Below are 16066 nucleotides of genomic sequence, written 5' to 3' on the forward strand. Positions count from 1 at the left end.
TTTTAGCACAGGACGATATATAAGTATACAAATTTTAGCATTTTGATGATTGATATACACACGAAAAGGGCAGGGATGCCAGGATAAAAATTTTTAGGGAGGATAAATTATGACAGCTATAAACAGTATTGCGTCAACAGCAAGCACAACATCTACATATACGGCAAAGGGTTTTTCCGGTCTTGTCAGCGGTATGGATACGGAATCGGTCGTAGAAAGCATGACAGCGGATATACAGGCAAAAATTGATAAGGTAAAGCAGGAGCAGCAGAAGAACACCTGGAAGCAGGATGCTTACAGAACGGTGATCGCGTCTCTTATCAATTTTCAGGATAAGTATTTATCGTATTCATCACCGTCTACGAATTTATTGAGCTCTGCTATATATAATTGCAGCAAAAAGACGTCACAGGGGGCAAATGCCAGTAAAATTTCTGTAACCAGTACGAGCAATTCAAACAATGCGGCATATCAGGTATCCAGTGTGAAGTCTTTGGCCACAAAGGCCCGATATACCGGAGCCTGTGGATTGGGCAGCAATGAGATTTCTACCGGTAGTATTGATTTTGGAGACAGAACCGTCAATGTAGCCTCGGGTAAGGAGATGGAAATCACCTATAACAATGTGCGGTATAGCGTTACCATACCGGAGAACGGTACGACAGATTCTGATTTTCAGGCGTTATCCATGCAGTCAGCTCTCAATGAAGCTCTGCGGTCCGTCACTCTTGAGGACGGTTCCGGAACACTGGCAGAAAAGATCGGCTTTGATTTAAGCGGGGATACTCTGTCTCTTAAATCCCTGTACAGCGGAAGTACCAATACTTTCAGTATCAGCGGAGGGGATTCAGAAGCCTTGGCTGCTTTGGGATTTTCAGCAGGGCAGAGCGGGAGTGCGGCCAGCGCGATTGAGGGAACAAGTGCTGTAGATGTGGTGCAGACGAAGGCGTTTTCTTTGGAAGGCAAAAAGCTGACCTTTGATCTGGATGGCTTGAGCAAGACCATAAGCTTTGATGCCAGTGATTCCGCTGCCATTACGGGTGCCGGAGATGATGCGGCTAAGCTGCAAAAACTGGCAGAAACCATCAATTCTAAGCTGGCGGCTGCTTTTGGTGCAAATAAAATTGTGGCTGACGTGACAGATGGTACAAAAATCGGCTTTACGGTGACGGATTCCACTTCCATTCTTAAGATTTCTTCTACCAGCTCAGACACCATAGGAAGCGGCAGTATCTTTGGCATGGAAAGCGGCATTACCAACCGGTTGAACACCCACAAGACGTTGGCAGAGCTGGGATTTACACCGACCAGCAAGGATGCTTCCGATCCAGATAATACGAGTCTCTATGCCTACAAGATCACGGTGAACGGCAAAGAATTTGAATTCAAGGGGGACGATGAAATCTCCACCGTTTTGAATAAAATAAACAACGACGAAACTGCAGGAATCAACATTACGTATTTGAGCACTACCAATAAGTTCTCCATTGCGGCAGACCAATCCGGTTCCACAGGCAAAATTGATATACAGGACAGCACAGGCGGCGGAAACCTGGCTGCGGCCTTATTTGGTGATACGGCTGCAATCAGTGCAGGAACTGTAAAAGGTACGGATCTGGTGATGACCATTAAGTATGACGGAGATGCCAGTGAGACCACCCTTACGAGAAGTTCCAATTCGGTAACGGTAGACGGCATCAGCTTTAATGTGGAGGGAACCTTTGGATGGACTGGAGCAGAAGGTTCAGAAGTAAGAGATACCACGGCAGAAGCGGTCACCTTCAAGAATACTTCGGATACAGACAATGCAGTCAGCGTAATCAAACAGATGGTGGAGGATTATAACAAGATCATTGATTCCGTAAACGAACTGGTCACCACCAAGAGCAGGGAAAGCACCAAGAACGGTCAGAACGTATATGAACCGCTTACGGACGCACAGAAAAAAGACATGACCAGTGAGGAAATCGAAGCGTGGGAAACGAAAGCAAAGGCAGGAATTTTGTTTGGAGACAGTACACTGACCCAGTTGGCTTCCAGCTTACGGTTTGCCTTTTCTTCCAAAGTCGGTGACTTGGGATTTGGAAAGGACATCGGTATAACCACCGCTTCTTCTTATTCCGGCAACGGAAAGCTGTCCATAGATGAGGATAAGCTGCGGGAAGCGCTGACGAACAATCCGGAAAAAGTGAAGGAAATGTTTGTTTCCTCTGCAGAGGATGCGCCAAATTCTGCCATGTCCAATTTGTCGGGCGGATTTGCGGTTCGAATGCAGAACCTGTTCGAGTCCTATGCAAAGAGTACCGGCTCCTATAAAGGAAAGCTGGTTCAATTGGCAGGCCTCCAGAATAATACCACTACAAGCAATAACTATATTGCAAGACAACAGAAAATATTAGATAATAAGCTGGAAACCCTTCAGACTCTGCTGGCTACCAGACAGGACCGATATCAAAGCCAGTTCACAAAATTGGAACAATATATATCCCAAATGAACGCACAGAGCTCATGGCTTTCTTCCTCTATGTCATAAAATATAGACGCAGGGCATTATGCCGGTATGAAAAAGTGAACGCTGCAGACTACTTGAAAGAAAGGATGTTAATACTTTTATGATGAATTATGGTTATCAGCAATATAAAACACAGGCCGTAGAGACCATGACAAAGGGCGAAATGCTTATCCTTCTATATGATGAAATCAATAAGCGGCTTCTGCGGGCAAGGGCATATTTTGAGAAAGAGGATATTGCGCTGTTTGAAGCAGACATCCAGCGAGCTATTGATATTGTAAATTATCTTGAAAAAAGCCTTGACAGAAAGTATCCCATAAGTAATGATTTATATAGACTATATGATTTTATTACTTATGAATTGACCAGAGTCAAAACCGGCAGAAATTTAGAGCTGATCGATGATATTACTCCTTTGATCAAGGATCTCAGAGAGAGCTTTAAGGAAGCAGACAGGCTCAGTAAGAAAGACCCAAGTGTCGGCGCCGGTATCGGAACGACGACCAGTAGTGTGACTCTGGGCGTAGGTTGATGGAGGCAGAGGATTTGGACAGTTTTACAGCAACAAATAAAATACTGGAAAACCTGAAACTAAAATACAGGTATATGGACAACATTATGAACTTGACAAAGGACATGGAAAGAGCTATGATGGCAGATGATTCCGCATCTTTTGGGTCGATTCTCGATATGAGGGGCGACATCATGATCACAGTGGATGAGTTGAATCAGGAGAACCGAGAAATCATCAGCCATCTGCCCGATTCTCTCAGAGAAAAGTTTTCTGCGATTATTCTGCCTGAAAAGGGACAGGCGGGGGACTCTATGACTTTGGACAACCCGTTGGAGACCAATATTTATGATACGAACAAAAGAATCGCGGTATTGTTATCAAAGATTATTAAGCTGGATAACGAGATCAATCAAAAGATAAAAGGACAGAGTCAAGCTCACCGACTACATGTGAGAGGATAACTGTAATCACGGATACCGAGGAGAGAACATGGAAAGTTTAAAGCAGAAAATACTAGCAGAAGGTCAGGTCTTGGGAGAGGATATCTTAAAGGTCGACGGATTTTTAAATCATCAGATTGATGTGAAGTTTATGGAGGAGATCGGGAAGGAGTTCAGGAAACGCTTTGCTGATGCGGAGGTGACCCGGATTTTGACCGTGGAATCCAGCGGCATTGCCATTGCCTGCGAAGCCGCTAAGTTTTTTGACTATGTTCCTGTAGTTTTTGCTAAAAAGGCTACGCCCAACACCATGGCAGAAGGCTGCTATAGTGCGGAAGCCAGATCTTTTACAAAGGGAACAGTTTCTAATCTCCGAGTGGCAAAACGATTTTTGCAGCCTGGAGATAAAGTATTGATCGTAGATGACTTTCTTGCTTCCGGAGAAGCTTCGATCGCTCTTGCCAAAATGGTCAGAAAAGCCGGAGCCGAAGTGGTCGGAGTCGGTACCGTCATAGAAAAGCAATTTCAGGGAGGAAGTGCTAAGCTTCGCGATATGGGATGCAGAGTGGAGTCTCTGGCTGTCATAAAGAAGTTTGAAAACGGCAGCATCCTATTTGAGTGATGAATAGCGATATGATTAAAACACGAACTATAAAATGAATAAGACAGACTAAGGTTCATGCGGACACGAACTTTAGTCTTTTTTTATTATTTTCTTTACGTAAATTTAATCAAAATGACTTTACTATACTAATTTGGGTTATTATAATAAATATACAAACGCAAATGGATATTGCGAGAACGATCTGTCAGCAGGGATAAGGTGCTGAATAGAAAGAAAAGAGAAGGAGAAAAGTAATGAAAAAGTTTTTAGCTATTTTATTGGCATTCGTGATGGTATTTGGCATTGCCGCATGCGGTAAGACAGATACGACGGAAGACAAAGCAGCTGATGATGCACTAAAAGTAGGTTTTATCTATATTGGAAGCATCAATGACGGCGGATATACTCAGGCACAGCATCAGGGTACGATTGCTATGGAAAAGTATTTTAAGGGTAAGGTCAAAGCACTTTATCAAGAAAATGTAAGCGATCAGGATAAATCTGCTGCCATGACTGCCGCAACGAACTTGATCGATCAGGGCTGTACGGTTATTGTCGGAACAAGCTACGGCTTCATGGATGCGCTTGATGAATTAGCTAATTCAGATCAATATAAAGACATTAAATTCCTTCATTTCTCAGGGAATAAAATGAATGATAAGAACTTCGGCAACTATTTCGGTGCCATGGAGCAGCCGCGATATTTAACAGGAATGATTGCAGGCATGATGACAAAATCAAATAAGCTGGGTTATGTAGGTGCTTATCCTTATACAGAGGTACAGATCGGAATCAATGCATTTACTCTTGGTGCTCAGTCTGTAAATCCAAACGTAGAAGTGAAGGTCGTTTACATCAACAGCTGGTATGATCCTGAAAAGGAAAGAAGTGCGGCGGATGAGCTGCTGGCTCAGGGATGTGACGTGATCACACAGCACTGCGATACCACAGGACCTCAGGTAGCTGCGGCTGAAGCCGGTAAATTTGCAATCGGTTACAATGTAGACAACGGAAAGGTAGACGCTGTAAAAGCCTCCTATTTGACTTCACCTATTTGGCATCACGAAAAGTTCCTGATTCCTACTATTGAAAAAATTATGGCAGGTACATGGACTCCTGAATCATATTACGGTACTTTAGCAGACGGATATGTAGACATTGCTCCTATGACAGACTTAGTTCCTGCGGATGTACAGGCTAGGGTCAATGAAGTAAAAGCGAAGATGATATCCGGGGAATTCAGTCCATTCTCAGGAGAGATCTATTACAACGACGGAAAAGTTCTTTGCGAAGCCGGACAAACCTTAGATCGAGCTGCGATCTGGAGCATAAACGGATTAGTCAAGGGTGCTAACGGAACGAAATAATCCAAACAATCAAGATCATTGATTTAGATCGTACGATAAAAATCATCTGAAGGGGTATGTCAGACTCGACATACCCCCTTTCTTTTCCATATAAGACATGCTATACTAAATGGTATTGTTTATTGAATTTTAATCATCACAGTAGCGGAGGATTTCATGGACGAAAGGCGAATAGCTATACAAATGAGCGGCATTACGAAAACTTTTGGTGCGCTGAAAGCAAATGAAGATGTGAATCTGACTGTTTACGAAGGGGAAGTGCATGCACTTCTCGGAGAGAACGGCGCGGGTAAGAGTACCTTGATGAATATGCTGTCCGGTATTTATACCCCGGATGAAGGCAGTATTCAGATTTATGGGGAAGAGGTACATTTCGCATCTCCGAAGGATTCCATTAAAATGGGAATCGGCATGATTCATCAGCATTTTAAGTTAATCGATGTTCTGTCGGCAAAGGACAACATTATACTGGGGCAAAAAACCGGATTTTTTACAAAGGGAAAGGTTCTGGCGAAAAAGGTCAGAGAAATTTCCGATCAATACGGGCTGGATATCAACCCGGATAAAAAGGTCTATGATATGTCGGTTGGAGAAAAGCAGACCCTGGAAATTATAAAGGTGCTGTTTCGTGGGGCAAAGATTCTGATTTTGGACGAACCTACAGCTGTACTGACTCCGCAGGAAATAGAGAAGCTTTTCAATATTATCCGCAACATGAAGGCACAAGGCTGTGCGGTGGTCATCATCACGCATAAATTAAACGAGGTCATGGAAATCAGTGACCGGATCACGGTTCTGAGAAAAGGGCATTCCGTAGAAACGGTAAAAACCGATGAAGTGGAGGTGTCAAGTCTGATTGAAATGATGGTCGGAAAGAAAATGGATCTTTCTCTGGAACGAGATATTGTTGCAGAGAAGAAAGTACTGCTGGAGCTTTCAGACGTTACGGTGCTGGATCGGGAGAAAAAGCCGGCATTGTCCGACGCGACTTTTGATTTGCGGGGCGGAGAGATCTTAGGCGTGGCAGGCGTAGCCGGAAGCGGGCAAAAGGAGCTGTGCGAAGCAATCGCAGGTCTGGCCGCAACCGAAAAAGGGAAAATTTATTTTGAAGGGGAAAGCCTCACAGGGAAAACCCCCAGAGATATTATAAAGCTGGGCATCAGCATGGGATTTATTCCGGAGGATAGGCTGGGCATGGGCTTAGTGGGAAGCATGGACATTGTTCACAATCTGATTTTAAAGGATTATCAGAACCGTCCGGGATTTCTTCTGAAAAGAGGTCCTTGTGTGGAGAAGGCAAAGCAGATTGTAGAGGAACTGGATATTCAGACTACCAGCATCTATGCGCCTGTTAAAAAGATGTCCGGAGGAAATATTCAAAAAGTGCTGTTGGGCAGAGAAATCGATTTAGACCCTAAAGTACTGATCACTGCGTATCCGGTCAGAGGACTGGATATCGGCGCTTCTTATAAAATCTACGATTTGTTAAATGAGCAGAAGAAAAAGGGAGTCGGTGTACTGTTTATAGGGGAAGACTTGGATGTTCTCCTTGAGCTCTGCGATCGAATTATGGTGATGTGCGGCGGTCAGATCACCGGCATTGTAAATGCAGATCAGGTGACCAAGGAGGAATTGGGACTGCTGATGACGGGAACATTATTGGAGGAAGAGGAGGTTGGATTTAATGAACTTGCTTAAAATTACCAAAAGAGACAACCTTAATAAAAATCAGGAAATGCTTATCCGAGCACTTGCCATCTGCCTTTCCATTGTTTGCTCCGGGCTGATTCTGCTGATTTTCGGACTGAATCCCGTCAACATCTTTCAGGCGATTATAGACGGGTCTTTGGGGACGGAGCTTCGGATACAGCAGACGATTATTAAAGCGGTGCCGCTGGTTATTACTTCGCTTGGAATTTTAGTGGCTTTTAAAATGAAATTCTGGAATATTGGAGGCGAAGGACAGATCGTGATGGGCGCTTTGGCTGCGGCTTTTGTAGCTCTCCATTTTGGGGATCTGCCCAAACCTTTGATGCTGCTTTTCATGATGATAGCCGCCATGCTTGCCGGTGGATTCTGGGCATTTATTCCCGCTGTTTTCAAAGCAAAAATGGGGACCAATGAAACGATCTTTACGTTAATGATGAACTATATTGCAATTAAATTTGTTACTTATCTTCAATACGGACCGTGGATGGATCCCAATGCAAACGGTTTTCCAAAGATTGCTCCTTTTCCGGAGAATGCGATACTGCCGTCTGTGCTGGGCGTTCACGCAGGCTGGATTTTAGCCATATTGTGCACTGTTTTGATTTATTTCCTGATGAAGTACACAAAACTGGGCTATGAGATAACGGTAGTCGGAGAAAGCTTTGAAACGGCTCGATATGCAGGAATGAATATCAATAAGATCATTATCGTGGCCATGATGATTTCAGGCGGTCTTTGCGGTCTGGTGGGTATGATTCAGGCTTCGGCTATTGAAAAGACACTGGTGTCAGGCATTTCCTGCGGGTATGGCTTTACAGCCATCATCACAGCCTGGCTGGCCAGATTGAATGCAGTGGCAACTCTTTTTGCCTGTTTGGCCTTTGCCATGCTTATTCAGGGCGGCGCTTATATTCAGCTTGCTATGAATGTGCCGAGTGCTGTGGCAAGCGTTGTGGAAGGAACGATTTTATTCTTTGTGCTTGGAAGCGAATTTTTCCTTCAATATAGGGTGAATCTTGCCGGAAAAACGGACAGACGCTCCAAAAAGGAGGTGGCATAGTTATGGAAGCTTTTTTAGCCGCATGTGTTGTAGCGGGGACTCCATTGGTACTGGCCACTGTGGGTGAGCTTATAACAGAAAAATCGGGCAGCCTCAATTTAGGGGTGGAGGGCCTGATGCTGATGGGTGCTGTTATGGGATTTATGGCGGCCTATAATACCGGTAATCCCATATTGGCGGTTCTTTGTGCCGGACTTGCGGGAGCAGGAGGCGCACTGATCTTCGCGTTGGTAACGGTCACGCTCCGGGCAAATCAGACTGTTACAGGGCTGACGCTGACTATTTTCGGGACAGGCTTTGCCAGCTTTGTGGGTCAGCCGATGATCGGATTTTCCGTTCCGGGTTCCGTAGGGGCGTTTTTCAATAAGACATCTATACCGATTCTTGGAAAAATTCCGGTATTGGGGCCTATATTTTTCAAGCAGGACATTTTTGTTTACTTTTCTTATGTGATCGTAATTTTGTCTTGTGTATACATGTATAAAACCCGCTTGGGTCTAAATATGCGGGCGGTAGGGGAAAATGCCGCAGCTGCTGATGCATCGGGCATTAATGTTACGCTGTATAAATATGTGCATATTCTTGTAGGAGGTGCACTCTGCGGGCTGGGCGGAGCTTATCTGGCTCTTATCCGCGTTCCGATCTGGCAGTCGGATGTTGTTACAGGCAGAGGCTGGATTGCGGTAGCTCTGGTCATATTCGCATCATGGAATCCGGTAAAAGCTTTGCTGGGTGCTATCTTCTTCGGCGGGCTGAGCATATTGGGGCTGAGGCTTCAAGCCATGGGGGTTGCGGTTTCTCAGTATTTGGTGGATATGATTCCTTATGTGGCGACGGTGGTCATCGTGATCATCAGTTCTCATAAAAAAAAGAAGGAAAATCAGCCGCCTGCCGATTTGGGCAACAATTATTTCAGAGAAGAACGTTGATAACGGAATAGAACAGATCATAAAAAGCGAGACGGATTAATATTATATGAAAATTTCCATATAAATATATTAACGAGTCTCGTTTATTCTTTTGTCTAACGCTTTAACGCGGTTGACAGAATTACCGTATTATTGGGGCTTGTTTTACGCGGGTGTTGCAGATATAATAAAAGTATATGTAAAATTGTATACGGGGATAATAATTAGGGGAACGGAACTATGAGAATTTTGATGAAAACACTTTCTATTGCATTAGCAGTAACCATACCAATTACATCATTGTGTTTAGGGATTAACATTGCTACCAGGATGCCGGATGTATATCAGTATGAATTTAAGGCCGCGGATGTACTGCATAATCTGGATTTGGAAAAAGATAATGATCAGATGGGCAAATTTATTTCTGATTTTATGATTGGAAAGACTGCCGAATGGCAGATTATTACGGAGGATGAGGATCGGACTCAGCGGAGCTTCAATGAAAATGAAATGATGGCCGCTGCTACGGCTCGTAAAGATATAAATATTGTTGCTGCCATAGGAATACTTGCTCTTATTCTTATGGTGACATCCTTTGTCATGCTTAAGAAGTATGATTTCGACAAGGAAATACGTAAAAGATTTAAATTGGGAGCTGTTATTTATGTATGCCTGATAGCAGTTTATATAGCCGGATTCCTTATAGCGGCCAAGACCGGACATTCCCTGGGGGACATGCTGGGATATAAACCCCATGAGGATGATCTGCTGCCGCAGATTATTACAGGGGAGCTGCAAAGAGGCTTGCTGTATTCCTCTGCTGTGGTGTCTGCGGTCATCATGGGTATATTTGGCTACATTATATATAAAATTACGGAGCCGAAAAGGATTTTTTCCAGGAACTATTATTGATAGAGATCAATCGGTTCAGTGTCTATAGGAGGGGAAAGAATGGTATATGTACATTTGGCTGAGGGCTTTGAAGAAATCGAAGCAATCGCGTGCGTGGACTTAATGAGAAGAGCCGGCATGGAAGCTGTCACCGTGAGCATGACAGGGGAGAAATCCGTAAAAAGTGTCAGAGGCATAGGGATAGAAGCTGATCTGCTGTTTGAAGAAGCGGATTACGAAGCTTGTGAAATGATCGTGCTGCCGGGAGGAATGCCGGGGGCGAAGAACTTGGGAGAGCATAAAGGCCTGGTACAGAAAATCAGAGAATTTGATCAAAAGAATAAATGGATCGCTGCTATTTGTGCAGCTCCGATGATCTTAGGTCGTGAAGGCCTTTTGAAGGGCAGAAAAGCCACGATATTTCCGGGGATGGAAAACCATTTGACTGGTGCGGAAGCAGTACGGGACAGAGTGGTAATCGACGGAAACCTGATCACTTCAAAAGGACCGGGCACCGCGATGGAGTTTGCTGTTGCCATAGTAGGTGTATTAAAAGGACAAAACGTTGCAGAATTGCTGGAAAAGGACTTGGTGATGTATGAAAAATAAGGTAGATTATCATTTGCACACGTATTATTCGGATGGCTCCATGTCCCCGACTGAAATGGTAAAGAGGGCAAAGGATTTAGAATATACAGAAATTGCCATAACGGATCACGATGGGATCGATGGCGTCAGAGAAGCTCAGATTGCAGGGGATGCATTGGAAGTCAATGTTCTTTCCGGAATCGAGCTGGCTGCTGAGCTTAAGACAGAGAAATTCAAGGAAGCAGTTCCTGTACACATCCTTGGATATCGAATGGATATAAAAAATAAAGAGTTAAATGCCGAACTGGAAAAAATAAAAGAAAAGCGTAAGATCAGGAATGAAAAGCTGTTGGCGGTTCTGAAAGAAATGGGATATGAACTGTCAGAAGAAGATTTTCCTACAGAGGACGATCGGGAGTACATTGGAAAACCGCTGATTGCCAGAGCAATGGTGAAACGCGGTTATATTGATCATGTAAAAGAAGCCTTTGAACCGGGAAGACTTTTAGAAGCGCCTGCCGCAAAGGCTGTAAAAAAGGAAAAAATTTCGGCTGAAAGAGCCATAGCGCTTATCAAAGGTGCGGGTGGAATTGCTGTATTGGCTCATCCCATGAAAATCAAGGAACTTGGAACGCGGGGAAGCCAAGAATTTTATGAAAAGTTGGATGCTCTGACACGAGAAATGAAAAAAATGGGGCTGAAAGGAATAGAATGTTTTCATCCGGCTCATACAAAAGAAGAAAGTTTGTATTTGGTGGGGCTGGCGGAGAAATATCATTTGCATATCACGGAGGGATCGGATTATCACGGCCCTGACTTTGAAAAATAGACGGTATATCCCGTCTTTTTTTGTACAATAAGAAACCTCGTCTGTTATGGGACAAAAGCGGAATGTACTTTTTCAATTAAGGAGCAAAAAATCTTTAACAATTTAATTGACAAATATTTACATATATATTAAAATATAGAAAATAAGATCTATGTAAAGAGAGGAGATTAATGATGACGGGAATGGACAAGAAAAAGGAAGAAATCACTTTTGAGATTACAGAACGTATTGGTGTGATTGCACAGTATAGCAATCACTGGACAAAGGAAGTGAACAAAATTGCATGGAATGGGAGCAAGCCTAAGTTTGACATTCGGGATTGGGATGAACAGCATCAGCATATGTCCAGAGGGATTACTCTTCGAGAGGAAGAGATGCAGGTGCTATATGGATTGTTAAAAGAGAATTTGGCGGAACCTGAAACTGGGGAGCAGGCGGTGTAGAACGTTATGAGGGGTAGATGCATATAGTATTAAGAAAGAGAATCTCAAATTTGATTTGTAGATTCTACTGATCATGCATCATAAAGGAGGTAACAAAATGGGAAGATGTGGATATGATCATGAGAGAGGAATAGACTCCAGTTTACTTTTCTTTTTCTTAATTCTGGTTTTAATGTTCTGTATGCCTAACGTATTTGGATGTGGTGATACATCTTGCGGAAATTGCTAAGAAATTAAGTAACCGTAAATAAAAAAGGACAGCACTCCTGCCTCTCGGCAGGAGTGCTGTCCTTTTGTTGATAATCCCACCAGCTGTCAGCATCAAAAATTTTCAGTTCAATACGAACGCTGGCCTTTAAAGAATGTGATTGCATAAAGTCCGGAGAGGCCAACCAGTGCAAAAATAATTCTGCTTACGAATTCGAGATTGCTTCCAAAAATGTTAGAAATCAGGTCGTATCGGAAAAATCCGATCAGTCCCCAATTTATAGAACCAATAATAATCAGTGCAAGAACGATTTTTTTCAAAGCTATCACTCCTTTCCGGAGAGTATTTTACCCACTTACGCAGAAAATATGTTATAATAACCTTCAACGAGCCTTCAAACGGGCTTAGGTTATTTCACCATAAATTACCATAGCAGGTTTACGGGCAAAAATGTTAAATGAAATTTATGGTATAATGAACTCCATCGATTGAATCAGCGTTGCTGCAAGGATTGCTAAAGGGGAATATGAAACTTATGGAAGTTATATTAAAAAACGGGCCAAGAGAGCCGGATTGTAAAATAGAAGTAAAGGATATCTGTACTATAGAAGCTATTGTGAAAGAGCTTCAGAGCAAATTACCATATGCTATTTTGGCGGCCCATGTAGATAACAAGATTGTTGAACTGACGCACAAAATAGATAAACCGTGCAAAATTGAACTGCTGGATATGAGAAACCAATCAGCCAATTTGATTTATCAAAACAGCTTATCTCTCATATATATGAAGGCCGTATACGATGTGTTGGGCGATATTGTAGTAGAAATACAAAATTCCATTAATAAAGGCCTTTATACCATGATTCGGAGGAAAATGCCTGTAACGCAGGCCGAGGTTGACGGCATATATAAACGAATGCGTGAATTAGTAGATTTAGATATTCCGTATGTAAAAGAAGACTCGTGTTATTCTCTGGAAGGCTTTAAAAAGTTCTTTTTCGGGCTGATGGTGCCTTCTACCGGATATATAAAGCTTTTTGAAATCAGGAAATACAGAAGAGGCGTTCTGCTAAGGTTTCCGCATCCTAAGAACCCCAATGTAATCCCGGACTATGTGGATGAGGTGAAGCTGTACGGCGCTTTTGGAGAGGCCACCAACTGGGGAAAACTGATGGAGGTTTCGTATGCAAGGGATTTGAATGCAAAGGTAAGAAACGGCGAATATGAAGAGCTTATACAGCTTTCAGAAGCCTTGCACGAGAAGAAGGTAGCGGAACTGGCAGATATTATAAAAAAGGAAAAGAAACGAATTGTTTTAATAGCAGGGCCCTCTTCGTCGGGAAAGACTACGTTTGCCAAACGGCTGCTGATCCAGTTAAAGGTCAACGGGCTAAAGCCGTTATATATGGGAACGGATGACTATTTCGTAGAAAGGGAGAACACCCCCCTTGACGAAAACGGTGAGCCTAATTTTGAGGACTTAGAAGCAATCGATATTGAGCTTTTCAATGCAAACATGAATTCTCTGCTGGCCGGTGAGGAAGTAGACCTGCCGACCTTTGACTTTATGGACGGCCATAAGAAGTTTGGAAAACGGCTGACAAAGATCACGTCCGGACAGCCGATCATCATTGAAGGGATTCATGCCCTGAATCGGGAACTGACTGCATTAATACCCGACACCGAGAAATTTAAAATTTATATAAGTCCGTTGACTCAGCTAAACATAGATGAAAACAATCGAATTCCGACCACCGACGCACGTATGCTTAGGAGAATGGTGAGGGATTATAATTTCAGAGGTCATTCTGCTAAAAATACGATTAATTCCTGGCCAAAGGTCAGAGCCGGAGAGGATAAAAACATCTTCCCTTTTAGCAACGAAGCGGATGCCTTTTTTAATTCCGTGCATTTATACGAAATTTCTGTGCTTAAAAAATATGCGGAACCGCTTCTCAAGGAGATTCAGCAGGAAGAGCCGGTATATAGCGAAGCACAGCGTTTGTTAAAGATTTTAGATTTTTTTGAAGTGATTGAAGATGATTCCATTATTGCGAACAATTCAATATTGCGAGAATTTATTGGAGGAAGTATTTTAGTATGAGCGATATAACTGTTATTGGCGGAATTGCGGCAGACATTGAGGGACATCCTTATGATGTATTGAAGCCGGGAGAGTCGAATCCCGGAAAAATTTCTATTTCTTATGGAGGCGTTGGAAGAAATATTACGGAGAATTTAGCCAGAATGGGGGCAAGTATTTCTTTTGTATCGGCTGCGGGAAATGATTTTGTAGGCAGGATGGCCGTACAGGAGCTGGCTGCTCTGGGCGTGGGAGTGGAAAACGTACATTTAATTGAAGGTGAAAATACCGCTATGTATTTGTCCATTTTAAACAGTATCGGAGATATGGAAATGGCTCTTTGCAATATGGATGTTCTGGAACGTATTTCAGTTGAGATCATAAACAAGGCTCTGCCGCTTCTTAAACGTTCAAAGATCGTGGGAATTGATGCGAATCTGATAGAAGAGGTGCAGACATATATTATGGACAAGCTTCAAGAAGTTCCTCTCTTTTTAGACCCTGTTTCTGCTCCGAAAGCGGAACGATCCAAAAAATATATTGGCAGGTTTCACACGATTAAGCCGAACATTGGCGAAGCACAAGTATTATCCGACATAGAAATTGCAGATGAAAAGGATTTATCGGAAGCCGGAAAATATTTTATTTCAAAAGGGGTCAAGCGAGTGTTTATTACCTTAAATGCAAGGGGAGTATATTATAAGGATGAAGCGGAAGAAGGCATTATAAGGCCGGGGAAAACTAAAATCGTAAGCGCTACCGGAGCAGGAGATGCTTTTTCAGCAGCCATACTGGATAGCTTTGTAAAAGGACGGGATATAAAGGAAACTGCGTTATATGGGATGGCGGCCTCGGGAGTTGCCATGGAATCTAAAACAGCGGTAAATCCAAATATGAGCATCAAAAATATAGAAGAGAAAAAGCACTGGATATATCAGCTGGATTAAGTATGCTTATAAGGCTTTTTTATTCTTTTGGCTGCTTGCAATAAACCACTCATAGGGGTTCAATCCGGTGAGTGGTTTTTGCATTCATTTCTATTTTTCAGAAAATATTCTCTCCTGTGAAACCATTGAAATTCTTAGCCCTTTCTATGCATTAACAAAAAATTCCCCTAAATTTTTCTAAATTTATTAAAAAAAGAATAAAAAAAGCAGGCTTGTTAAAAATAACAATTATGAAACACAAGGAAACGTGTGCAGAGCGTAACTTTTATAAGCATTGAAATAAGCGAAGAGTAGATTATAAAAAAGTTAAAAAACCCTTCAATTATTTTTAAAAAAAGTATTGCATTTGGTTAAAAATTGTTATATATTATAAAGGCTTGCTTAAGGCGATGAAGTAGGAAGTTGCTGAGCTATCAGGTAATTTCTACTGAGAATTGTCCTCACCAGATGAGGGCGGAGGGATTCGCCAGCTTTTTGTCTGTGCCAATAAAATGAAACACACGGACGCGTGTGCAAAGTAAGCGATTGAATGCATGCGTTGAAAAAGCGGGACTTAGAACCCCTTGTACAGGCATAGCGAAACGTACAAAAAATAGGAGGAAAGAAAAAATGAGCGAACAACAAAAAATCAGAATCAAGCTTAAGGCATATGATCACAAATCATTAGATGTGTCCGCAGCTAAAATTGTTGAGACAGCTAAGAAGACAGGTGCTGATGTTTCAGGCCCGATTCCGCTTCCAACAGAAAAAGAAGTGGTAACAATCTTGAGAGCAGTTCACAAGTATAAGGACAGCAGAGAGCAGTTCGAACAGAGAACTCACAAAAGATTGATTGATATCACGAACACTACTCCAAAGACAGTTGATGCTTTGATGAAGCTTGACTTACCGGCTGGAGTGGACATTGAAATCAAACTTTAATAGATAAGGGTACTCCCCTTAGAAAGATTGCATGAGAGTAA

16 protein-coding genes are annotated in these 16066 nt (G+C 42.6%); 15 read left to right on the forward strand and 1 reads right to left on the reverse strand.

The features are described from left to right. Positions 1–109: 109 nt before the first annotated feature. From fliD to EQM06_RS01735, 12 genes are all read left to right on the forward strand, one after another. Positions 110–2533 carry a flagellar filament capping protein FliD gene (fliD, locus tag EQM06_RS01680; RefSeq protein WP_128744693.1) on the forward strand — a complete coding sequence of 808 codons (2424 nt, stop codon included), beginning with the start codon at positions 110–112 and terminating at the stop codon, positions 2531–2533. Positions 2534–2612: 79 nt separating this feature from the next. Next, a complete protein-coding gene (fliS, locus tag EQM06_RS01685) occupies positions 2613–3044 on the forward strand; it encodes a flagellar export chaperone FliS (RefSeq protein ID WP_128744694.1) in 432 nt (143 codons plus the stop codon). A gap of 14 nt (positions 3045–3058) precedes the next feature. After that, positions 3059–3487, forward strand: a complete 429-nt coding sequence (locus tag EQM06_RS01690; RefSeq protein WP_128744695.1) for a hypothetical protein — start codon at positions 3059–3061, stop codon at positions 3485–3487. 28 nt (positions 3488–3515) lie between these two features. Further along, the gene (locus tag EQM06_RS01695) at positions 3516–4088 is read left to right on the forward strand and encodes a xanthine phosphoribosyltransferase (RefSeq protein ID WP_128744696.1); all 573 of its coding nucleotides are present in this window, start codon (positions 3516–3518) and stop codon (positions 4086–4088) included. 236 nt (positions 4089–4324) lie between these two features. After that, positions 4325–5437 (forward strand): BMP family ABC transporter substrate-binding protein, encoded by a 1113-nt coding sequence (locus tag EQM06_RS01700; RefSeq protein ID WP_128744697.1) that lies wholly within the window; start codon positions 4325–4327, stop codon positions 5435–5437. Between the two features lie 156 nt (positions 5438–5593). Beyond that, positions 5594–7135, forward strand: a complete 1542-nt coding sequence (locus EQM06_RS01705) for an ABC transporter ATP-binding protein (protein WP_128744698.1) — start codon at positions 5594–5596, stop codon at positions 7133–7135. Further along, complete coding sequence (locus EQM06_RS01710; RefSeq protein WP_330548349.1) at positions 7122–8207, forward strand: ABC transporter permease; 1086 nt, start codon at positions 7122–7124, stop codon at positions 8205–8207. Before EQM06_RS01705 ends, EQM06_RS01710 begins: the two co-directional genes overlap by 14 nt. 2 nt (positions 8208–8209) lie before the next feature. Next, the gene (locus tag EQM06_RS01715) at positions 8210–9136 is read left to right on the forward strand and encodes an ABC transporter permease (protein WP_128744699.1); all 927 of its coding nucleotides are present in this window, start codon (positions 8210–8212) and stop codon (positions 9134–9136) included. Positions 9137–9355: 219 nt separating this feature from the next. Next, positions 9356–10027, forward strand: a complete 672-nt coding sequence (locus EQM06_RS01720) for a hypothetical protein (protein ID WP_128744700.1) — start codon at positions 9356–9358, stop codon at positions 10025–10027. Positions 10028–10066: 39 nt separating this feature from the next. After that, a complete protein-coding gene (locus EQM06_RS01725; protein WP_128744701.1) occupies positions 10067–10615 on the forward strand; it encodes a DJ-1 family glyoxalase III in 549 nt (182 codons plus the stop codon). Further along, positions 10605–11423, forward strand: a complete 819-nt coding sequence (locus tag EQM06_RS01730) for a PHP domain-containing protein (RefSeq protein ID WP_128744702.1) — start codon at positions 10605–10607, stop codon at positions 11421–11423. Before EQM06_RS01725 ends, EQM06_RS01730 begins: the two co-directional genes overlap by 11 nt. A gap of 170 nt (positions 11424–11593) precedes the next feature. Next, on the forward strand, positions 11594–11866 hold the full coding sequence (locus EQM06_RS01735; RefSeq protein WP_330548350.1) for a YdbC family protein: 273 nt from the start codon (positions 11594–11596) through the stop codon (positions 11864–11866). A 336-nt stretch (positions 11867–12202) separates the two neighbouring features. Here the strand turns inward: EQM06_RS01735 and EQM06_RS01740 are convergent, their stop codons facing one another. After that, on the reverse strand, positions 12203–12394 hold the full coding sequence (locus EQM06_RS01740) for a DUF378 domain-containing protein (protein ID WP_205666573.1): 192 nt from the start codon (positions 12392–12394) through the stop codon (positions 12203–12205). Positions 12395–12609: 215 nt separating this feature from the next. Here EQM06_RS01740 and EQM06_RS01745 point away from each other — a divergent pair, with 215 nt between their 5' ends. The 3 genes from EQM06_RS01745 (at position 12610) to rpsJ (ending at position 16025) form a co-directional block, all read left to right on the forward strand. Further along, on the forward strand, positions 12610–14178 hold the full coding sequence (locus tag EQM06_RS01745) for a nucleoside kinase (RefSeq protein ID WP_128744704.1): 1569 nt from the start codon (positions 12610–12612) through the stop codon (positions 14176–14178). After that, positions 14175–15104: a carbohydrate kinase family protein gene (locus tag EQM06_RS01750; protein ID WP_128744705.1), complete on the forward strand. Its 930-nt coding sequence runs from the start codon at positions 14175–14177 to the stop codon at positions 15102–15104. Before EQM06_RS01745 ends, EQM06_RS01750 begins: the two co-directional genes overlap by 4 nt. A gap of 609 nt (positions 15105–15713) precedes the next feature. After that, the gene (gene rpsJ, locus EQM06_RS01755; RefSeq protein ID WP_128744706.1) at positions 15714–16025 is read left to right on the forward strand and encodes a 30S ribosomal protein S10; all 312 of its coding nucleotides are present in this window, start codon (positions 15714–15716) and stop codon (positions 16023–16025) included. The last annotated feature ends 41 nt before the right edge of the window (positions 16026–16066 follow it).

The organism is Aminipila luticellarii (assembly GCF_004103735.1).
In the GTDB taxonomy this organism is placed as follows: Bacteria; Bacillota; Clostridia; order Peptostreptococcales; family Anaerovoracaceae; genus Aminipila; species Aminipila luticellarii.